Origin of the sequence: Sporocytophaga myxococcoides DSM 11118 (genome assembly GCF_000426725.1) — a bacterium.
In the GTDB taxonomy this organism is placed as follows: Bacteria; Bacteroidota; Bacteroidia; order Cytophagales; family Cytophagaceae; genus Sporocytophaga; species Sporocytophaga myxococcoides.
The window spans coordinates 14710-35954 of sequence record NZ_AUFX01000012.1; the positions used below are offsets into that span (position 1 = coordinate 14710).

The following is a 21245-nucleotide window of genomic DNA, read 5'->3' on the forward strand; positions in this document are numbered from 1 at the left end:
GAAAATTAGATATGATTTTGGGTTATAACCTGCAACCAAGAATTACAAAGAAGTTAACCGAATTAAATTTAGTTGTGTAGGGAGCATCTTTGTAAATATTGGACATAGGAAACTGATATCGTGCCACCAGATGAAAAAAAGCCTTTTTAGCGAATTTGTAGCCAAATGTCCCGCCGGCGAATGGCGCAATAACAAAGTCATTTATTTTTGATGAAGAAATAGCAAATTCTTCTTTTTTGGAAAGATAGTACATGGGTGACATACCAGCATGTAATCCGACAATGTTGGTTTCATGCAAAGGATAATAATTGAGAGAAACCGGGACCTCTATATAATGATATTTTACTTTGGCAATTTTGCTTACAGCTGTGCCATTAAGTCCTGCAAAAGAAATTGCATCCTTTCCCCCGAATGTTGAATAGGTTGGTTCTATTCCAATATCAAAAACTTTAGATATGCCTGGGAAAAAGGCAATTCCAAATGAGGGCGCAACGATAGCAGAGGTCTGAAAGGTAGAAGAATTGCTTTTAATATTAGAAATATTAAATCCTCCTTTCAATCCTAACGACTGACTGAATGAGAGAGTAGGTATCAGATGGAGTAAAATCAGGAGAGCCTTCTTCATAAATGTGAGTTTAAGAATGGAGATTTTGCCGAAATTGGGTTACACCAAGAAAATCAATTTATGAACTGGAAATCCGAGCTTGTGTTTGTCTTATTTAAGCTCCTTTAAAAAATTAAATTCAAAAAAAGTTGGAAGATTTCTGAGAAAATTAAGACACTGGCAAATAAAAGGCTATTCTCTTACCTGTTTATTTCTTTCAACGGATTCTTTTTTTTCTCCCAGGGCTTTTTCGTTCTGGACATCATATCATAGCTGATATACAACATGATAAGTAAAAACAGAAGAGCAAGAATCAGAAGAACTTTGTTTTTTTTCATGGAATATTTATTGGACTAAATCAATAATCTTCAGGATTGTGGATTACTTTTTAAAATATCATATAGATAAATATACTTTACTGGTTACCTTTGATCCAGTAGTTGTATTCATCTACAAATAACACTATTTTTTTCATAACCTGTATTAATTTCTTTTGTAAAATAAGAGGCCCCTTTTTGGGGCTTTTTATTTTTATAGCCCTTAACATCTCGATAAACACCTTTAAATACAAAATATTCATTGGTCTTTGAAAAGTCCTGTTAATCATTATAATCGTCAATTATTAGAAAATTTTAATGAATTGATTAAAACAGATATGTTGTTTTAATGCTTAATCCCGGTTAAATTTCAAAACAATAGTGTTAATTCTTAATTTTGCCTTTAACTTAAAATATTATCAAAAAATGAAACGATTAATTTTTAACCTTTTACTTCTATTTTCGGTAGCCTCTCTTAGTTCCTGCGGGTATAATACAATGGTAGAAAAACAAGAAAATGTGGAACAACAATGGGCTCAGGTTCAGAACGTATACCAAAGAAGGCTTGATCTTATTCCAAATCTTGTAAATACAGTTAAAGGCGCTGCAGATTTTGAAAAAAGTACATTAACTCAAGTAATTGAAGCAAGAGCAAAAGCAACCTCTGTAAATGTGGATGCGAGCAAACTTTCTCCGGAACAAATTGCAAATTTCCAACAAACCCAGGATCAATTGTCTTCTGCACTTTCTCGTCTTTTGGTTTCCGTAGAACAATATCCTCAGTTACGTGCCAACCAAAATTTCCTTGAGTTGCAAGCTCAGTTGGAAGGTACGGAAAACAGAATATCTGTAGAACGCAGAAATTTTAACGAAGCGGTTATGGATTACAACGCTTATATTCGGAAATTTCCTCAGAATATGATCGCGGGTATGTTTGATTTTGAGAAAAAAGGATATTTCCAGGCAGCGGCCGGAGCAGAAAAAGCACCTGAAGTTAAATTCTAAAAATGTATGGCAAAATCCTTCTTTTCTGAACAGGAACAGGCTGCAATAGTATCGGCCATTAAAGAAGCTGAGAAAAATACCAGCGGAGAAATACAGGTGCATTTGGAAAGCCATTGCAAGGAAGACGTTCTTGACCGTGCAGTGGATGTTTTTAAAATATTAAAAATGCATGAGACCAAGCTGAGAAACGGCGTTTTGTTTTACCTGGCTGTTAAAGATCACAAATTTGCAATTCTGGGTGATGCTGGTATCAATTCAAAAGTTTCTGATCATTTCTGGGACGATATTAAAGTGATGATGCAGGATAAGTTCAAAGACGGAAAGTTTACAGATGGCCTTTGCCAGGGCATTATAAAAGCTGGAGAACAGCTGAAAACTCATTTTCCTTATTCAAAGGATGATATTAATGAGTTGAGTGATGATATTTCTTTTGGAAAGGATTAATAAATGGAAGTAGTGAAATTGTACAGATATTTATTAGTCCTTTTATTTTCTCTCGGATTTTCTAATTTTCTGATTGGCCAGAACGATATTCCAGAAAGACCATCTCCTCCAAGGTTGGTAAACGACTTTGCCGGAATTCTTTCTAATTCAGAAAATCAGGCTTTAGAACAAAAGCTTCTGAATTATGAAGACACAACTTCAACTCAAATCGCTGTAGTTATTGTAAAGTCTATAGGTGATTATGAGGCGGCAGATTATTCTCAAAGACTGGGTCAAAAGTGGGGTGTCGGAGTCAAAGGTAAAAATAACGGAATCGTTATTCTTGTAGCAATGGAGTCTCATGACTTCTTTATTTCAACAGGCTATGGCATGGAAGGGGTAGTTCCTGATGCAATGGCGAAAAGAATTTTTGAGGAAGTAATCAAGCCGACTTTTCGTGAACAAAGGTATTATGATGGTCTTGATGAGGCTACAAACATTATTATTAAACTGGCCTCAGGTGAATATAAGGCTGAGCCTAAGAAACAGGGAGGTCGCAATAAATTTGGAACAGCGATTATTTTAATCATCTTGTTCTTTATACTCTATAGTATATTTAAAAATAAAGGAGGCGGAGGTCATACTACATATTCTTCCAGAGGACCGTTCTATGGCGGTGGTGGCTGGAGTTCTGGCGGCGGTGGAGGAGGCTTCGGTGGTTTTGGCGGTGGCGGCTTTGGCGGTGGCGGATCCGGCGGTAAATGGTAAAAATTAAATCTGCATGAGAAAATATTTTCTGATAATATTTCTGGGACTTTTTTCAATCCTGAATCTAAAGGCTGATATACTTTCAAGATTTCCTGAAAATAGCTTTGTGTTTGATAATGCAGATTTACTTTCGTCGGAACAAATTGTTAGTCTTGAGAAGCATTTGCTGTATTTAAAAGATTCTTCAATTGCGGAGGTAATTGTAATTTCAGTTGATTCTGCAGTTCACACCGATATGGAGCAATATGCAGAGCAGCTTTCAGCAAAATGGATCAGTGAGAATAAATTAAATCCATCCAATATCATTTTTATCCTGGATCCTACTGACAGCAAATATGCTATTATTCCATCCAAAGAATTATCTGGGAAAATTGATATCGATCTTTTAAAGAAAATAGAGGATCAGTATCTTCTTCCTCAGACAAGAAAAAAGAATTATTATGAAGGAATAGACAATTCAATTTCTCAGATCAAACTGCTTTTGTCGGGAAAAATGGAGAAAGGTGATTTACACGAAAGTTATAGAGGGCCATTTTTCATATTTGTTACCCTGATGGTTTTATTTTTTGTTTTGTTTTTTCCCATTCTGCAATATAGAGTGGTGCTTCAAAATCATTTCAGCACAAGAAAGCCTGGTTTTTTTACGAGTCTGATGCTCATGAACACTTTTGGTGCGCATAGAGGAGGCTTCGATGCTTTTTCCAAAAATCAGGGTGCTTATGAAGCCAGAAAGGCTGCTTTGCTCAGAGGGGGCGGGGGAGCTGTTGGTGTCTGGTGATAGGCATTATAAACAGTCTGCGTTTTAATGTCCTATATATCAGCGATCTAATCTTTAGATACTGAAGCTTAAAAATCCACGTTTAAGTTCTGGTTTAGAATTAATGTATTCAAAATATGTCTTATAGAAAGCTATACATTTAAATTCGTAGCTTTACATTTTGATTAAGTTTATGGTAGTAGATATTATTTGGCATTTATTGATAGGAGTGGTAGTTAGTTTCGCAGGGAGCATTCCTTTGGGTACTATAAATCTTGGTGTTGTTCAAACCACTGTTTCTGTCAATCTCAAAGCAGGCCTTTACTTTGCATTGGGGGCAACTTTGATAGAATTAATTTATAGCACTATTGCCATTAAGTTAATTGGTGTTTTAATGACACAAACCCATCTCGACTCAATCATCCGCATGGTTTCTGTTCCGGTCTTCCTCTTGGTAGCAGTGTATTATTTAAGGAAAGAGGAAAAAGAAGGAGAAAGCAGGGAGTTAAAAAAAGGAAGGAGTTTTCTGAACGGAATTTTTCTTGGTGTTATCAATCCCTTACAGATTCCTTTCTGGGTTTTCTGGGGCTCTATTTTTATGAGCAATAAATGGATTGCCAAAGATGATTTTCTGCTTAATGTATTTATAGCAGGTATATGCATTGGTACTATACTGGTACTTACGCTTATTGCTTTTCTTAGCCACTCTATTGCGGCAAAGGTTAATCTGAAGAGCCAGTTTGTAAACAAACTAATCGGTTATGTGCTGATAGTTTTAGGTGTATACCAGCTATGCGATTTAGTTTACAAATTTATTTAAGAAGCTAATCATCATCTCATTTGATGAGGTGATGTGGTCTTCATTACGCAATTCTTCTGCTGTCTGAATGTAGGGTGCTTTTACAAGTTCCTGACCACAGTTGGCTATCATTTTATCTATACTGCTTGCCGTCACTTCAAGATGAAACTGAAATGCTGCAACATTATCTCCGTATATAAATCCTTGATTTTCGCAAGCTTCACTCGAAGCAATTCTTTTAGCTCCTGAAGGAATGTCGAATGTATCACCATGCCACTGGAATACGGTAGGTTTGAGCTTGAAATCACTAAATAAGGAATTGTTTTTAGCTTCTTCAGTCAAGTTCAAAGGTAGCCAGCCGATCTCCTTTTCTTTATTTTTATAAACCTTTGCCCCCAATACATCCGCAATTAGCTGAGCACCCAGACATATGCCAAGTACTTTTTTATTTTTATCTATAGCTTTAGCAATGAGTTCTTTCTCCTTCTTCATCCATGGGTATTGCCTTTCATCGTAAACTCCCATAGGGCCACCCATTACAATCAACAGGTCAAACAGCTCTACAAAAGGAAGCTTATTGTCTTCATAGAATTTAGTTGCAGTGAGTCTGTTATCGGGTACTTTTGCCCATTCTTTTATACATCCAAGCCCTTCAAACTCTACATGCCTTAAATAATGAATGTTCATAATAAATTATTCAATTCTAAAAATCAGATTTTTCAAATATACTATTTGGACGGGAATTATAGATCTTGTGCAAGATTTATTTTGGACTTTTTACTGAAGAATCCACCTAATTCCTGCAAATCCTCTTATCCCCTGAATAGGGGCATAGTTGTAACTTGTATCGAACGTATATCCATTTGGATTGCTCACAGGATCGTTAACTCTTTTGTCAAAAGGATCTTCCGAACGTAGCAAAGAATACTTTGGCAGATAGTTCAGAAGATTCTTAACTCCCCCATATACTTCAAACTGCTTGTTGATTTTTTTTGTGACCTGAATATTCTGAATACTGTACCATGGTGAAACAGAAGGGCGATAGTCATTTGCCTGCACAGGAAGTTCCATTGGTCCTGTTACTCTTCCTGTATAGTCAATAACAATTCCAAGCTGATTAATTTTATATGTAACAGCAAACGTCCCGGAAACTTTTGGCGCATGCAGTTGCTGCACTCTTCTGTTTACCCCGTTGCTATCTTTTTGCACTGAATAAACATCCATCAATGTTATACCTGCGATGATTTTTAAAGGAAAGGAAAAACTGAAATCCGTATTTAAAGTAATTCCTTTGGAGATAGCGTGGCCATTGAGATTGTCATAAATGATTTTGTCCGGGTCTGTAAGAAAGTCTCCGATGATTTTATTTGTGAAATAGGTGTAGAACACACTCAGATCAAGGCTTATAAATCCTTTTTTGGTGTTTATGAATTTCTGATAATTAAGGTTTGCATTATATGATTTCTCGGGCTTGAGTTCATGTGAAATGACAACTTCTCTTGAGCCGGTCAAAGCCGCATGATCTTCAGTAAAGAGGTTTACTGTTCTGTAGCCATTGCCACCGCTAAGCCTGATGATATTTGTTTTTGAAAGATCGTATTTAAAACTGAGTCTAGGTGTTAAAATGGAACCATGAATGGAGTTATAGTCATATCTCAAACCAGCAAGGCTTTTAAGTTTGGTGTTTATAGCAAACTCTTCCTGCACGAATATTCCTGGGAGAAATGTCTTCTGCGGTTTGTTTATAGGATCATTTGTATCGGATGTCCTGGTCCCGGGTGTATTATCATCATAATAAATATATCGAAAAGGCAAACCAACTAAAAGATCATGTCTTGCAGAAAGTTTTTTGTCATACAAGAACTGAGCAAACCCTATATTTTGCTGGGCAATAAATGGTATTATACCATAGGCCGAATTTTGATGATGTGAGTTTAGTGAGAACTGAAATGTTATCTTTTCTTTAAGCGGAAGCTGGTAAACTCCAATCAACTCATATCTTTTTGTATATATAGATTCTCCGTAAACACTGTCCGTACCACGAAATTTATTTTCATAATTTACCTCACCTCCCCAGCGATCTTCATAGATATATCTTCCGGCAATAGATGCCAGTCTGTTATTTTTCCTTTTGAAATTCCATTTGTTAAAAACAGAAACTCTGTCCTGAAGTGTCACATCTGTAAAGCGATCGCTATTGACATCAAGTTTATTTTTGAAGTTAAAATAATTGATGCCTAATAATGAAGTGGTTTTTCCAACATTACTTCTGACAGATACGTCCGCATTAAGCTCTCGCTGAGACGTACCGAAAACGTCAACAGTTCCGCGAGGAGATGTCGCCGGGTCTTTAGTGATGATATTGATCAACCCTCCTACGGCCTCTGATCCATATAGCGTAGAGGCTGGACCTTTAACAACTTCTATTCTTTGAACCATACTGTTAGGTATTCCGCTTAGGCCATAAACTGTGGAAAGGCTGCTTACTATAGGCATTCCGTCAATGGTAATCATTGTATAAGGACCTTCCATCCCGTTGATATGTATATCCCCGGTATTGCAGATATTGCAGTTTAGCTGAGGCAGTACACCATTGACAATCTGCAGGCTTTCGAACAGACTTGGCGTCGGGTTTTTCTTAAAGTAGTTTGGAGTATATACTTCTACAGGTATCGGAGATGAAGTTCTACTTACTTCTTTCATTGTTCCTGTCACAACGACTTCGTTTAGCTCTGATTTGAGTGCGTCAAGTTGTATGTCAAGTTTTTTGTTTTCACCGGCCTTTACGGTCACACTTCTTTCATAATTCTGATAATCTATCCCCTGTACTTTAATCTTATAGCTTCCCTCTGGTATCTGCGAAAAGATAAAATTTCCAAGTGTATCTGTCAACTGGCTTTGATTCAGATTTTCTATAATTACCAGTGCTCCGATTACAGGCTCTCCTGAGGAGTTAACATTCCCTTTTATATTGGATGTCTGACTCCAGCCTTCATTTCGGATGAGTAAAATGCTTGAAGCCAGTATAAAAAGGATAAATTTTATTTTTAGTCCCATTTAAATTAAAATTTTGTTAAATATAAACATAAATTTTAGATATATGTTAAACTAAAATTTAGGGTAGCCTAAAAAACTAGATAATCATAATAACCAACATCTTAGTTATAGCTTCTAATGAATCGATTAGCATTGACATTTTTTTAATGATTAATCCCGATTTATATTGTAGAAAAAAGAGAGAATGGATTTAGAGACCAGAATTAAAGAAGCTGAGACACGTCAGTTTAAGGCGATTTTTCCTAATACCGTGAATCATTATGATACCCTTTTCGGAGGGGCTGCCTTGGCCTATATGGATGAAGTTGCATTTATTACAGCAACTAGATTCAGCAAGCAGAGACTTGTTACTGTTTCAACAAATAAGATAGATTTTAAGCGACCTATTCCTGCCGGAACAATCATTGAGATAATTGGTAAGATTGAACATGTAGGGAACACAAGTATCCAGGTAAAAGTGGAAATTTTTGTGGAAGAGATGTATCACGAAAAAAGAGAAAAGGCTATTGAGGGCTTGTTTACTATGGTTGCAGTGGGAGAAGATAAGAAGCCAGTGAGGATTTTAAAGGATTATGATAGTTAAAAAAATAGAAGTAATGCAGTAATTTTTTAAAGTTATTACTGCATTACTTTTTTCATATACACTACTTTTTTATGAGCTTGATGTCTTTTACAAAAGTATCAGCAATGACTTCCAGGATGTAAATTCCTGAGGCAATGTCCAGGTCTATTGTAATCTCACCTTTTTCAGCAAGGGAAGTGTAAGTATTTTCGAATACCTTTTTCCCCTGTACATCAAAAATTATAACAGTTAGAATCTTCTCTCCGGCCAGGCTATATCTGATATATTCTTTGTCATCAGCCGGGTTTGGATAAACATAAATTTCATCGTTGATGCCAAAGTTGAGGCTCTTCACTTTACTAAAATCTGTCTTGCCATCCTTGTCCACTTCCTGAATTTTGTAATAAGTAATTCCTGAATTACCGGCTGCAACAGCAAACTGATATTCATTCAGTGGTTGATTTTTCGCAGGAACTTTTACCGGAATCGCACTCCATGTTTTTCCATCCTGACTTATAAGAATGTTGAAGTGGGATACATTTTGCTCATTGGAAGTTATCCAGTTTAAGAAGACTGTTTTTTCTGCCTGACTAACTTCAAATGAAAGGAAATTAAGGGGGGTAATGGTCACATCACAACCGGTTACTACCTGTGCTGAAGGAGATGGCGTTATTCCTTTGATATCAACATATGCAGTATTGATAAGGAGCCCTGTTACCGGACAACTAGCAATCTTTCCTTTCCATACATATTTCACAGAGTCATTCGCCAAAACAGGCCCATCAATTTTATTATATGTAACATTACCTGCGGTATTAGAACCCGAAATTGGAGTTGGTGTGCAGCTTGGGCAACCACTAAGATTTGCATCTGTTGCAGATACAAATGTTACCCCTCCCGGAATTGGATCCCTCATTACGACATCAAATCCGGAATCCAGCCAGGTGCTCCATTTTTTAACTGTAGAAGCATCGTTGTTGGTACTTCTCCACCCAGCATAGCCCGCAAGCTTTTGCAGACCTGTTTGGATATACTGAGGAGTTCCGGGCATTGTCACACCACTTGCTACCAGAGAGAAAGACGCTTTGTCTTCGAACAACTCCAGCTTGATATCTATATCAGTAAATCCTGCAGGGAATGCTGTATTGGTAGGAGCTGACAATAGCTGAGTATAGCCTGCTGCAGTATAACCATGATCCCATAAGCTTACCACTATTCCGTTGTATTCCTTTTTGAAACGTATCTCATACCACTTATTTCCGTTTTGTCTGAAAACAAGTGCATATATCTCCTGATAGGTGGCTAGATTAATGGTTGTATTAATGGATCCGTTTTTCCCATGTGAATATTTATGGGTCATAAGATTTGAACCTGTACTTCCACTAGCACCTGCACCGTTGATAATCATATTACCTCCGGTAAAAGTGAATGGATTGCCTTCCACCTGTTTCCAGTCAGCAGCACTTCCAATTGAAGATACAACTGTGCCGGATTTGTTTTTGTAAACTACAGTGTAAGTAATATCATCACCGGTTGAATAATTGACTTTATCAGCCGTTTTGGTGATGCTTGGATCTGGTATGAACACAGCGTCACAGCTAACTTTGGTTTTAGCTGTATCTTTTACCCACGGTTCATTGTCCGCTTTTGCATAGCCAGTGTTAATAATTTCGTCGGGTGTTGGCCCTGTTGGGCAATTGAAGTAAGCAGCATCTTTTACTCTAACCCAGAATTTGTATTCAATAGAATCATTTACCAGAAGCTGAGGGACCGTCGGCCAGGTAATTATATTTCCAGCCAAAGTACCTACGGGATAGCCAGTAATATATCCGCCAAAAGTAACACTTTTAGGAAGTGTGTCTTTAACTATGACATTATTAAGTTCACGTCCTGCAGCTGGCGAGGTACCTAAGATTCTTCTCCAGGTGTAGCCATCCCATTCTTCCACAAGAACATTGTCGGAAATTTTAGTTGTGGTTCCGCAGGCTTCAGGGTGATACTTATTTAGAGGCACATTAGGGTTGTTGGGATCAGACCAGTCATTGGTAATCAATGTCTGTAGATCATCTGAAGCACCTGTAGTGTTTAAGGCAGCCTCATAACTCCAGTCATCGCTAAAATTAAAGCTTCCGTTCGGATTGGTAAATACTCTTGCTTCCATGCGGGGAGGTGCGAGTTCTCCTCGGTGTATCATTTCCTTATTACCACGATATTCTGCCAGATGCTGTGTTACCGTAGTCAACGCACTAGGAAAGGTTATGAAGAATCTGTGATTGTATCCGGCTCCCGGAACAAGCGGTTGAACTCCCAATGTTGGAGGTGCCGTTCCAAATCCCTCGGCAGTACCAACAGCCACCTGCCATGCAGGTGGTCCGTTTTCCTTTAGGAAGTAGGAGACTCTGTAGTTTTTAAGGTTAATATAAGCTTCCTGTGCTCCGTGAAAAAATCGGAAATTCATTTTTAGTTCATTTGCCGGATTCGTAAAAGGCTGTAAGCCCATTGAAAAATGAACTCCGGGTCTTCCACCATTTAGGAAGGCCACGGAACTGTTCTTCACTTTAATTGTATAAACAATACTGTCACCAACCTGCACGATGCTTCTGTTTACAGATTTTACTATTGAAAGAGGCTTTTCATTGAGTATATCAACACAGTTTCTTTCCATAGTTTCAGTAATGTTATTTGGATATTCGTTGCTTGTCCATCCCGAACCATTGGTGGCTGTAATATTAGCAGAGTTGCAAATTCTGGGTGGCGCGCTGCTGTTTACCACTACTTTAAGGGTAATGGTATCCATTGTTAAACCTAAATTTGCCGGAAGAGCAACTTCAGTTCCCGCTACACTCCCTACTGTCCAGGTCAGGTTGCTTCCCGCCTGGGAAAAGGTAACGCCTACATTTCTTGGGCTTTGAGATAGAAAGGATAATCCTGTAGGAAGCAGGTCTGTAATTACAACCCCTGTTGCAGTGGGCTTTCCAAAGTTTCTGTACGTAATTTTATAAGTAAGCGTATCTCCAACGTAAGCGTAGGTTTTATCCACTGACTTGTAAATCTTCATATTCGCTTCAGGTGCCATGTCAAGAGGATCATGCCAGTTTCCTGTAAGTACCATCATGCCGAGAAATCTGAAGAATTCGTGAAAGTACAAAGGGTTTGAATCTGTATATTTTTGAGCACCGCCGTCTGCTCCGTCCCATGTTATTTCCAATTTTCTATACATTTCAGACATAAGTCTGAAATTTTGCACAGCTACAGCAGATGGTGTAAATGCACCAAAAGCTTTGTTCAGCCTGAAATACAAGCTTCCCATGTTGGCTCCAGTCGGACTATGATATGTTGTCATTGTAGATGGCCCGCAGATATCAAGATTCTGGGTGGGAAGTGGATACGGGGTATTGCCATATGACTGAGGGTCTAAAAGGAACTTCTCATTGTTTTTGGCGAAATCAAGTTCATATGTGTTTCCGCCAGGAATTACCTGATGGCCAGTAGGGGTATTGCTTGGGTCCCATGAAGTAGTAGGGTTACCATTCCATACATAATTTAGAGCAGTTCTCCATCCTACCCTGAAATCTTCACCATCGTTAAAGCTTGTAAAAGTAGCATTATTGGTTCCAGTCAATGCCCACCAGCCAGCAAATCCAACCAAACCCTGTTCTGCCATTTTTCCCATTGCCCAGTCACTTGATGCTTCCGCCCTTTGGTACTGTTTGATCAGCCAGGGAGACTTTCCTTCTGCCTGAAGCATTTCTGCAAAAGAACGGAAGTAAGCAGGTGCATAATAATCGATGTGTTGTTGGTCTCCGCCTGTTCTTTCGGGATTCATTCCCAGATATGATCCGCCCTGCGCCCAGTTAGTCAACTCAGTCCAGGTATCTCCACCTTTCATATAACCATCTAATCCGATTATTCCTGATACATATTTTTTCACCGGAAGTGATGGAGTGTAAAGCAAAGTATCAACCATTGTTGAGATGTATTTAATAGCTTCATCCTTATAAGTGATAGCTCCTAGTTCCGGGTCAATACAAATGGTTCCATTGTCACCCCATTGCTTCCATGCAACAAGCATAGCAAGAGCAATATCCACGTCTCCGTCTGAAGCGGAATTTCCTCCTAGTGCTCCTCCATAAACGTTAGTAGAAGGCCCGAAGGAACCGGCTCCGGAGATTCCAGGGCTATAAGCATATCCTGGAGAATTCATCACGTTGTCAATAAACCTCGTAGTCTTTTGAAACTGGCGGTCATGCATCCACATGTAATAGCCGTCATAGGTTTTTTTATCTCCCATGTATGCTGCTGCCAATAAATAATACCCGTCTGCTTCAACACAGGTACAATGCATTATAGGGGCATTAATGTTTGGCATTATGTATCGCACACCATTGACAGTCAGAGGGCCGGCAGTTGTTCCCTGAGTGACGTTATAAGTCATGTTGTTACATATCATCTGATATGCTTCCCTGGTCCGAAGCTCCAGTTCGGCGTGCGTCACACCAGCCGAATGATGATCAAAACTGGCGATCGTTTTAAGCGCACCCTTGTTGTATTCTTTAAACTGAGGGAAAGGGAAATTCGGATTCCCTGAATTGATGCTAGCTGGTACCTGAGAATAACCTTGAACCTGAAGAAGAAAGGCACTTATAACAAATAGTAAAAGTCTCTTCATTGATGTATTTAATTTTTTTGAAACCTTGAATCAGTGTCGCCGTAAAAGACAGTGAGTATAATTTGTTTTCATATTCTTTATTTAATGTGTTTTTAAAGAGTTGTTGTTACACTTATGTTACCCTGTCCCGGGTAACATAGGGTGTGACAATAAGAAAACGTTTCCCCCACCGTATTGTACTTTCCTAAGAAATTTTATCGCCGACCTTTATTTTAGCCAAGTTTTATCTTAGCTATATCCTACAAATACCCTTTTGCGGCGGATTAGTAAACAGACTTTTTCAAACTTTTTTGCCTCTTTGATTATTATTTATCCTGAAAGAATTTTATACTGCCTCGCATTGTTTTTAACTTTGTAATTCACAACGAGAATAGTTTGAAAGTAAAAGATTTAATAAGGCTTTATCAGGAAGATCCACTGGTTCAGATTCTCCATGATAAGATAAAGTCTGACAGCAATTTACGTTTCCGCCTGAAAGGATTAAATGGCAGTATGGATGCAGTAGTATCAGCAGCTATTTGCAGTTTAAGCCCTGGAAATCATTTATTCATTCTTCAGGATAAGGAAGAGGCTTCCTTTTTTCAGAATGACCTTCAAGTGCTTCTGCAAGACTTTAGTGTACATTTTTTCCCTAACTCATATAAAAGACCCTATAAGTTCGAAGAAACTGAAAATGCTAATGTGCTCATGCGTGCAGAGGTACTTAGTGCGGTGAATAACAGGGGGGAAGATAATTTTTGCATAGTCAGCTATCCTGATGCACTTACTGAAAAAGTAATCAATAAGAAATCTCTCAAGAGCAATAGCTTTACTGCCAATGTCGGAGAGAAAGTAGATCTTCAGTTTGTTACAGAACTGCTCTCCACTTATGACTTTGAAAAAACGGATTTTGTGTACGAGGCTGGCCAATATTCCATCAGAGGAGGGATTGTCGATATATTCAGTTACTCTCATGACTATCCGTACAGAATTGAACTTTTCGGGGATGAGATCGAAAGTGTAAGGACCTTTGATCCCAATACACAGCTGTCTGTTGAGAATAAAAAAACGTTTTCTATTATCCCCAACGTGCAGACCAAATTACTCCAGGAGAAAAGGGAATCTTTGCTTGAGTTCCTTCCTGATGATACCTCTATCTGGGTTAAAGATGTTGAGTTGACGCTAGAGATTATAGAAAGATATTTTGACAGAGCAACACTCTCCTTTGAACAGATATTAAAGGAAACTGGCGGTTCTAAGTTAATTACCTCCCCTGCTCAGCTCTTTGAAAACCCGGAAGAATTTAAAAAGCTGTTTGAGGGGTACAAGATTCTTGAGTTTGGAACAAGGTATTATTATGATACTGAAAATCTCATTGAATTTTCGTCTAAGCCGCAGCCGCCGTTTAATAAAGAGTTTAACCTGCTTGCTGAAAATTTAAAGTCATATCAGGAAAAGGATTTCACGAATGTTATTGCTGCAGAGTCTTATCATCAGATCGAAAGGCTGACTACAATCTTTAATGAAGTCGATAGGTTTCTGAAATTTCAGACAATGAATGCTGCGCTCAGGCAGGGTTTTATTGATGAACAGTTAAAGCTTGTTTGCTATACCGATCATCAGATTTTTGAGAAATACCACAGGTACAAAACCAAAGAGAAATTTTCAAAGTCAAAAGCAATGACTTTGAAAGAGCTGAGGACTTTGCACCCCGGAGATTTTGTTGTTCACTCGGATTATGGTGTTGGCCGCTTTGCAGGACTCGAGAAAGTGGAAGTTGGCGGAAGGCAGCAGGAAGCAATAAGATTGGTATACAGAGATGACGATTTGCTTTATGTAAGTATACATGCGCTTCATAAAATTTCTAAGTACACTGGTAAAGAGGGAACTCCTCCTCCCATCAGTAAACTTGGCTCCGGAGAGTGGGATACTAAAAAGAAGCGTGTTAAGAAACAAGTAAAAGATATTGCCAAGGAGCTGATAAGCTTGTATGCTAAAAGAAAAGCAGCTCCAGGGTTTAAGTTTGACAGAGATACTTTCCTTCAGGCAGAACTTGAGTCTTCATTTATATATGAAGATACGCCGGATCAAGCTAAAGCCACAGCTGATGTAAAAGCTGATATGGAGCTTCCTCATCCTATGGATCGTCTCGTATGCGGAGATGTTGGGTTTGGTAAAACAGAGGTCGCTGTTAGAGCTGCTTTCAAGGCTGCCACAGATGGAAAGCAGGTTGCAGTACTTGTCCCAACTACTATCCTGGCGATGCAACATTACAAAACGTTCAGCGAAAGACTTAAAGGCTTCCCGGTTAATGTGGAATATGTAAACCGCTTTAAAACTGCTCAGCAGATAAAAGAGACTATTAAAAGAGTAGAAGAAGGAAAGACCAATATCCTTATAGGCACACATCGTCTTATCGGTAAGGATGTGAAGTTTAAAGATCTTGGATTGTTGATTATTGACGAAGAGCAGAAGTTTGGAGTGAAGGTTAAGGATAAACTTAAGGAATTTAAAGTCAATGTGGATACGTTGACTCTTACTGCCACGCCTATTCCGAGAACTCTGCATTTCTCATTGATGGGGGCCAGAGACCTGTCAATTATTGCTACACCACCTCCGAACAGGCAACCGGTTACTACAGAAATTCATGCATTCAATGATGTTGTTATACGTGATGCTGTGAGTCATGAGTTGAAGCGTGGTGGACAAGTGTTCTTTGTTCATAACAGAGTAAAAGACATTGAAGAGATGGCTGATAGGATCAAGCGGCTCGTTCCAGATGCAAAAATGGGCGTGGCTCATGGGCAAATGGAAGGCGATAAGCTCGAAAAGGTCATGCTGAAGTTTGTGGAGGCGGAATATGACGTGCTTGTTTCAACCAATATTATTGAATCAGGTCTGGATATTCCTAATGCTAATACCATTATAATCAATTCAGCACATATGTTTGGCCTATCTGATTTGCATCAGATGAGGGGCCGAGTAGGACGTTCCAATAAAAAAGCATTCTGTTATCTTCTTACTCCTCCTGTATCTACATTACCGGCTGATTCAAGAAAGAGATTAAGTGCTCTTGAAGAGTTCTCTGATCTTGGCGATGGTTTTAAGGTTGCAATGCGAGACCTGGATATTCGTGGAGCAGGGAACTTACTTGGTGCGGAACAAAGTGGGTTTATCTCTGATCTTGGATTTGATATGTATCATAAAATCCTTGATGAAGCGATACAAGAGCTTAAGGAAACTGAATTTGCAGAGCTGTTCAAGAAAGAGCTGGATGCAAAAGATTTAAATAAGTCTACCGATTGCCAGATTGAAACTGACCTTGCTGTGATTATACCAGAGACTTATGTTTCCAATATTTCTGAAAGATTAAGTCTTTATTCTACCCTTGACAATATTAAGACTGAAGAGGAGCTTGAAAAGTATAGGGCATCTATCGTAGATCGTTTTGGTCCGCTTCCGGATGAAGTTAAAGATCTTGTAGAAACGGTAAGGCTTAGATGGCTTGCAGAAGGTCTTGGTTTTGAAAAGCTCACAATCAAGAACGGAACAATGAAGGGGTATTTTGTTCAGAATAATGATGCATATTACAAGTCGGATATATTTGGCAAAATCCTTCTTTTTGCTCAGAAGAACCCTAAAAAGTGTAAACTGAAAGAAGTCAATAAAAAGCCGATGATTGTATTCGAAGATATTGACTTTATGCATCAGGCAATGGATACTCTTCAAAAAATAAATCCTGTTGTTGTGACAGAGGTGGTGAAGTAAGAGATCCTTCTCTTATTTCATCTGCTTATTTCATGAGTCTTTTTGAATATTTATTTTTATTGTCGAAAAAATACACATAGAGTTCCATTCATTTTAGTTAGTTTTGAATCTGTCTTTTTTCAGTTTAAAATATTGTATAGAGCGTATTATGGAAGCATTAAATCCCCTTATAGAAAAAGTATTAACTGCAGAAGAGCAGCAGAAGCTCACGCCTGATGAGGTGTTGAAGCAACTTAAAGAAGGTAATAAAAGATTCACTTCTGGCACCTTAACTTTGCGTGATCATTCTAAGCAAATCAGAGATGCTGTCAATGGGCAGTTTCCTAAGGCTATTGTTCTTTCATGCATAGACTCAAGAGTGCCGGTAGAAGATGTTTTTGATAAAGGAATCGGAGATCTATTTGTTGCACGTGTAGCAGGTAACATTGTTAACGAAGATATTCTGGGTTCAATGGAGTTTAGTTGCAAAGTAGCAGGAGCGAAACTTGTTCTTGTTATCGGTCATGAATATTGTGGTGCAATAAAGGGAGCAATAGATCATGTCGAATTAGGGAACTTAACTACATTATTAAAAAAAGTGGAGCCCGCTATCCAGAATTGTAATCATTATCATGGTGAGAAAACATCCAAGAACTATGAGTTTGTGGATATGGTAATTAGAGAGAATGTTAAGGTTACTGTAGGCGCAATACGCGCGCAAAGTCCTATTTTAAAGGAGATGGAAGATGAAGGGTTAATTAAAATAGTGGGTTCTTATTATGATATGGATAATGGCCAGGTAACATTTTACGAATAGTATATTAACTTCTAATAGATAAAAAAAGGAGCATCTCATACAGATGCTCCTTTTTTATTTTAATGACCTCTCCCTAAGGCCCTCTCTCTTAGTAGAAGGGCTAGAGATGAGGTTTTATGTATTTAAAATGGGGATTAAATTTCTAATCTTATCTTCTATTATTTATACTTAGGAGTATGCTTATCTAAGAAAGTATCTACCGCTTTATTATAGTTTGCGATAAGTTTATTTCTTGTATCATTCAGACTATTATTCGTCATATTGAATTCATTCACACCCTGGTTGAATTCATTTACAGCTTTGTTATATTGATCAACATCTGCCTGAGTCCTTGCAGATTCCTTTTTTGTTTCAAAGGCCTTTTTGATTTTCAGATAGTTTTCTTCTTTAATATAAAAAGAGGTCAGGCTGGATATTTTGTCTTTGCTTTCGGTTTTATAAAATTCAAGCATCTGTTTGCAGGCATTGACAATGCTTCTGTCATTGCTAAAGGCTTTCATAGTGTCCAGAGTTGCAAGACCTTGCTCAGCATATTTTAGTAAGGTGTTTTTGTTTTGCTCAATTCCATTGACATTTTTGTTTTGAAGTGCATCAAGAAGATACGCCTCCTGTTTGTAGCTTTTGAAAAATATAAGGTAAACTTTTCTTTGATAAGTATTCACGCGCTGTGCTTTCTCTACTTTAGTAGTAAGCTCATCTTTGGTCTCTACTAGATTAATATTGTTCTTCGCTGCAAATTCTTTCTCAGTAGAATAAAGTTTTCTTCCTGCATCGTTCATCTTTTCATTTGCAAGATCCTGAGCTAAAAGATATGCTTCCATTGCATCATAAGATTGTTCTGCAATTTCTTCCATGTTCAGGATCTTTGCATAGTCATCATTAAGTACATGTTGTGTAAGTTTCAGGTATGAAACCGCTGAGTCTCTTAATGCCTTGTCCCCTTTAAAAGGAGGCATTGCTGAAATTTTCTTTATTGCATCTTTTGTAGATTGTATGATCTCTTTTCTTCTGTTTTCAACCTTTCTGGCGCTTTTCCCATGTGCTACGGCACTTGTATAAGACATATAGTCTTCTGTGATTTTTCGATTCAGTTCTCCCATGTAGGTCATGTATTCTCCCGCACTGGTGAAATTTTGCGCTTTGGTTGATAAAGCAAAAAGTATAGATACTAAAAAGAAAAAGATAACTTTTTTGATGTGATTCATAAACGCATTTTTTATTTATTATTTGAATTAATTAAATCTGTAATGATGGAATATGATTCCTCAATATAAATATCAGACTGGGTCCTTTTTAACAATAGATCATTTAGTTCCTTTTTGTATGGATCAGCCTGTAATACCTGGTTTTCATAGGACGTATTTTCAACCTTAAAAGTTATTGTAGTTTTAACAATTGATTTTTTTAAAGTCTTTAATGCAACCTGACGATCATCATTGTACTTTTTGAAATCAGGTGGGTATAAGGGAACAGGTGCTTGCATCCAGTCTGAATAGGTCTTGATAAATTTGTTAAGATCCTGGAAGGCTGAATTACTAATAATTCTTTGCTGACTGCTCTTTGATAACGTACTGATTGGCAATGCAGGTAATTGCTGATAGATAATTTTCTTATTTATGGAATCATACGGAAGAGCATTGCTGTAATTGGATTCCTTGTAATCAATAACATCAAAAATATCAGGAAGTGTTATATCTGGCTTCACTCCTCTGAGTTGAGCACTTTTGCCATTAATTCTGTATAGCTTTTCAATTGTGACTTTTAAAAAACCATGAGGAGAATTTGTGTTATCTAACTGATTAGGAGTTTTGCCAACTGTTGTATCTAAAGGTATAATGATTTGTCCGCTTGCTTTGCCGTAAGTATTACCACCTACTATAACCGCTCTGTTATAATCCTGAAGCGTTGATGCTAGCACCTCTGAAGCGGAGGCGCTTGAACTATTTACCATGAGCAGCAGAGGGCCATCATAAATTGTCCCTCTGTTCATGTCTTTAAGAACACTTGTTTTACCATCTCTGTTTTTCAAAGACATAAGAGGGCCTTCATCAATAAATATTCCGGCGAGGTTCATCCCTTCATATAAAGAGCCTCCTCCATTGTATCTGATGTCTAAAATTAACCCATCAATTTTTTGCTCCTTCAACTTGATGATTTCCTTAGCAACATCATTTGCACAACCATTGTTCAGATTCTCAAACTCACTGTAAAATCCTGGCAAAGAAATGTAGCCGATTTTCTTGGAGCCTGATAGAATCAGGCCTTTGACTGTATTGTCATCATTATCTAATTTCTCTTTAATAAGAGATACTGTAAGGATCTCTCCACTTGATTTTTTTATTTTAATATTTAATTTTTGTGTATTGGATTGGCCCATGAGCTCTTCTACTTCCTGTATGTCAGAAGCGGTGAGGTCCACTGTTTCTTTCCCTTCCCAATGGAGCTCAAGCAGCACATCATCTTTATTCAGTTGGCCTGATTTCCATGCTGGGCCACCGGGCACGAGGCTTTCTATGACGATGTTGCCGGTTTCACTTTCATCAAGGTTTATTCCAAATGAAAGTTCCTCCGAGGTTAAGAGTGATTTAAAATTTTGCCAGGTTGTCTTCGACATGTAGTTAGTATGCGGGTCGAATGCACTTGTAATTGCATCGAAATAAATCGATGCCACATAATTTTCAAATCCTTCTGGATGATCTAAGATTCTTCTGACTCTTCGTTTTTCAATGATTTTTGTTTTTTCTCTTGCCTCTGCTTCTTTTGTCAATAGATTATTTTGCCCGACTATTGAGCAGATATTGTACATTTGATTTAACACTTCAACAGTAAGATGATCTTTCCATCTTGTTTTTATATCTTCATCGAATTCTGAAAAGGGTAAGTGGGTAGCGGTGTCTATGGAAAGTTCCTTTCCTTTGATAAATGTAATAGGCTTTGATAAAATGTCACTGAGTCCTTTCTCCGCTTCAGTCAGTCGTTGTCTGTAAATTGGTATTACAACATCCAGAAGCTTCCATGTTTTTCCTTTTAATTCGTCATCTATTTGATTTTCAAAAGACTTAAGTATGCGTATATCCTGAGATGTGAAATAAATAGCTTCAGGATCCATCAGGTCAATTAACTTTGAAAATGATTTGCTTGAAAGCTCGTCATCCATTTGTTTTTTTGAATAGTGATTAGAACTGAGGGAAGTCTCAAGCAGTTGTGTTTCTTTTTTTAAATTGAGTGCTTGAGCTGTCACATCTGTATTCGAAGCAAAGGTTGATATGATAAAAATGGAAATTACCCAGAAGTTTTTCATTTAGAATGATAGATTCGTCTAATCAAATTTAACAATTTTAACACGTATATTTTACGAGTCATTAATACTATATTGCTACAATATTATCTGAAATATTACTTACAAAATGAGAGAAATCAGACAACAGGTTCACGAGGGCGGAGGAATGTTTTTTATAAGAATAGGTGATAAGATATTGGCCAAATTGGAGTATTCATTAAAGTCAGAACATTTAATGACAATAGATCATACAGAAGTTGACGAAAGTCTTAAGGGCGAAGGCATTGGACATTTGTTAGTGGAAAAGGCAATTTCATTTGCAAGGTCCAATAAGATGAAAGTAATACCCTATTGTCCGTTTGCAAAGGCTATCATAGATAAGACAACGGAATTTCAGGATGTTATTTTAAAATCATAGTTAAATTTCTTAAATTGTATTAACTAGGGGAAAAAAATAATAT

16 protein-coding genes are annotated in these 21245 nt (G+C 37.7%); 9 read left to right on the plus strand and 7 right to left on the minus strand.

Features of this window, described 5'->3' with window-relative positions:
• Window positions 1–22: 22 nt before the first annotated feature.
• Together K350_RS0115400 and K350_RS32745 are read right to left on the minus strand one after the other, a co-directional pair.
• Window positions 23–625: an outer membrane beta-barrel protein gene (locus tag K350_RS0115400; RefSeq protein ID WP_028980674.1), complete on the minus strand. Its 603-nt coding sequence runs from the start codon at window positions 623–625 to the stop codon at window positions 23–25.
• Window positions 626–804: 179 nt separating this feature from the next.
• Complete coding sequence (locus K350_RS32745; protein WP_211236754.1) at window positions 805–942, minus strand: hypothetical protein; 138 nt, start codon at window positions 940–942, stop codon at window positions 805–807.
• A gap of 405 nt (window positions 943–1347) precedes the next feature.
• Between K350_RS32745 and K350_RS0115415 the strand changes: the two genes are divergently transcribed.
• The 5 genes from K350_RS0115415 (at window position 1348) to K350_RS0115435 (ending at window position 4694) form a co-directional block, all read left to right on the plus strand.
• The gene (locus K350_RS0115415; RefSeq protein WP_028980676.1) at window positions 1348–1926 is read left to right on the plus strand and encodes a LemA family protein; all 579 of its coding nucleotides are present in this window, start codon (window positions 1348–1350) and stop codon (window positions 1924–1926) included.
• 6 nt (window positions 1927–1932) lie between these two features.
• A complete protein-coding gene (locus K350_RS0115420; protein WP_028980677.1) occupies window positions 1933–2370 on the plus strand; it encodes a TPM domain-containing protein in 438 nt (145 codons plus the stop codon).
• Between the two features lie 3 nt (window positions 2371–2373).
• Window positions 2374–3117, plus strand: a complete 744-nt coding sequence (locus K350_RS0115425) for a TPM domain-containing protein (RefSeq protein WP_037575951.1) — start codon at window positions 2374–2376, stop codon at window positions 3115–3117.
• Between the two features lie 13 nt (window positions 3118–3130).
• Complete coding sequence (locus K350_RS0115430) at window positions 3131–3895, plus strand: TPM domain-containing protein (RefSeq protein ID WP_028980679.1); 765 nt, start codon at window positions 3131–3133, stop codon at window positions 3893–3895.
• Between the two features lie 172 nt (window positions 3896–4067).
• Window positions 4068–4694 (plus strand): LysE family translocator, encoded by a 627-nt coding sequence (locus K350_RS0115435; RefSeq protein WP_028980680.1) that lies wholly within the window; start codon window positions 4068–4070, stop codon window positions 4692–4694.
• On the opposite strand, the gene K350_RS0115440 is transcribed toward K350_RS0115435, so the two are convergent.
• Window positions 4674–5360, minus strand: coding sequence for a type 1 glutamine amidotransferase (locus tag K350_RS0115440; protein WP_028980681.1), 687 nt, complete (start codon window positions 5358–5360; stop codon window positions 4674–4676). The genes K350_RS0115435 and K350_RS0115440 overlap by 21 nt on opposite strands.
• A gap of 90 nt (window positions 5361–5450) precedes the next feature.
• Window positions 5451–7730, minus strand: coding sequence for a TonB-dependent receptor (locus tag K350_RS0115445; protein ID WP_037575953.1), 2280 nt, complete (start codon window positions 7728–7730; stop codon window positions 5451–5453).
• A gap of 184 nt (window positions 7731–7914) precedes the next feature.
• Here K350_RS0115445 and K350_RS0115450 point away from each other — a divergent pair, with 184 nt between their 5' ends.
• On the plus strand, window positions 7915–8313 hold the full coding sequence (locus tag K350_RS0115450; RefSeq protein WP_028980683.1) for an acyl-CoA thioesterase: 399 nt from the start codon (window positions 7915–7917) through the stop codon (window positions 8311–8313).
• Between the two features lie 61 nt (window positions 8314–8374).
• Here K350_RS0115450 and K350_RS0115455 read toward each other — a convergent pair whose 3' ends face one another.
• Window positions 8375–12961, minus strand: coding sequence for a T9SS type A sorting domain-containing protein (locus K350_RS0115455; RefSeq protein ID WP_028980684.1), 4587 nt, complete (start codon window positions 12959–12961; stop codon window positions 8375–8377).
• 375 nt (window positions 12962–13336) lie between these two features.
• On the opposite strand from K350_RS0115455, the gene mfd reads away from it, so the two are divergent.
• Both mfd and K350_RS0115465 read left to right on the plus strand, forming a co-directional pair.
• Complete coding sequence (mfd, locus tag K350_RS0115460; protein WP_028980685.1) at window positions 13337–16708, plus strand: transcription-repair coupling factor; 3372 nt, start codon at window positions 13337–13339, stop codon at window positions 16706–16708.
• 148 nt (window positions 16709–16856) lie between these two features.
• Window positions 16857–17504, plus strand: a complete 648-nt coding sequence (locus K350_RS0115465; protein ID WP_051313185.1) for a carbonic anhydrase family protein — start codon at window positions 16857–16859, stop codon at window positions 17502–17504.
• A 158-nt stretch (window positions 17505–17662) separates the two neighbouring features.
• Here the strand turns inward: K350_RS0115465 and K350_RS0115470 are convergent, their stop codons facing one another.
• Both K350_RS0115470 and K350_RS0115475 read right to left on the minus strand, forming a co-directional pair.
• The gene (locus K350_RS0115470; RefSeq protein ID WP_037575955.1) at window positions 17663–18709 is read right to left on the minus strand and encodes an LIC11966 family surface protein; all 1047 of its coding nucleotides are present in this window, start codon (window positions 18707–18709) and stop codon (window positions 17663–17665) included.
• Window positions 18710–18720: 11 nt separating this feature from the next.
• The gene (locus K350_RS0115475) at window positions 18721–20805 is read right to left on the minus strand and encodes a carboxy terminal-processing peptidase (protein WP_028980688.1); all 2085 of its coding nucleotides are present in this window, start codon (window positions 20803–20805) and stop codon (window positions 18721–18723) included.
• Window positions 20806–20911: 106 nt separating this feature from the next.
• On the opposite strand from K350_RS0115475, the gene K350_RS0115480 reads away from it, so the two are divergent.
• Window positions 20912–21202, plus strand: a complete 291-nt coding sequence (locus tag K350_RS0115480) for a GNAT family N-acetyltransferase (RefSeq protein WP_028980689.1) — start codon at window positions 20912–20914, stop codon at window positions 21200–21202.
• The last annotated feature ends 43 nt before the right edge of the window (window positions 21203–21245 follow it).

Excerpts from the sequence above, each read along its gene's own strand:
- K350_RS0115400 (WP_028980674.1), bottom strand. The coding sequence starts at position 625 with ATGAAGAAGGCTCTCCTGATTTTACTCCATCTGATACCTACTCTCTCA.
- K350_RS32745 (WP_211236754.1), bottom strand. The coding sequence starts at position 942 with ATGAAAAAAAACAAAGTTCTTCTGATTCTTGCTCTTCTGTTTTTACTT.
- K350_RS0115415 (WP_028980676.1), top strand. The coding sequence starts at position 1,348 with ATGAAACGATTAATTTTTAACCTTTTACTTCTATTTTCGGTAGCCTCT.
- K350_RS0115420 (WP_028980677.1), top strand. The coding sequence starts at position 1,933 with ATGGCAAAATCCTTCTTTTCTGAACAGGAACAGGCTGCAATAGTATCG.
- K350_RS0115425 (WP_037575951.1), top strand. The coding sequence starts at position 2,374 with ATGGAAGTAGTGAAATTGTACAGATATTTATTAGTCCTTTTATTTTCT.
- K350_RS0115430 (WP_028980679.1), top strand. The coding sequence starts at position 3,131 with ATGAGAAAATATTTTCTGATAATATTTCTGGGACTTTTTTCAATCCTG.
- K350_RS0115435 (WP_028980680.1), top strand. The coding sequence starts at position 4,068 with ATGGTAGTAGATATTATTTGGCATTTATTGATAGGAGTGGTAGTTAGT.
- K350_RS0115440 (WP_028980681.1), bottom strand. The coding sequence starts at position 5,360 with ATGAACATTCATTATTTAAGGCATGTAGAGTTTGAAGGGCTTGGATGT.
- K350_RS0115445 (WP_037575953.1), bottom strand. The coding sequence starts at position 7,730 with ATGGGACTAAAAATAAAATTTATCCTTTTTATACTGGCTTCAAGCATT.
- K350_RS0115450 (WP_028980683.1), top strand. The coding sequence starts at position 7,915 with ATGGATTTAGAGACCAGAATTAAAGAAGCTGAGACACGTCAGTTTAAG.
- K350_RS0115455 (WP_028980684.1), bottom strand. The coding sequence starts at position 12,961 with ATGAAGAGACTTTTACTATTTGTTATAAGTGCCTTTCTTCTTCAGGTT.
- K350_RS0115465 (WP_051313185.1), top strand. The coding sequence starts at position 16,857 with ATGGAAGCATTAAATCCCCTTATAGAAAAAGTATTAACTGCAGAAGAG.
- K350_RS0115470 (WP_037575955.1), bottom strand. The coding sequence starts at position 18,709 with ATGAATCACATCAAAAAAGTTATCTTTTTCTTTTTAGTATCTATACTT.
- K350_RS0115475 (WP_028980688.1), bottom strand. The coding sequence starts at position 20,805 with ATGAAAAACTTCTGGGTAATTTCCATTTTTATCATATCAACCTTTGCT.
- K350_RS0115480 (WP_028980689.1), top strand. The coding sequence starts at position 20,912 with ATGAGAGAAATCAGACAACAGGTTCACGAGGGCGGAGGAATGTTTTTT.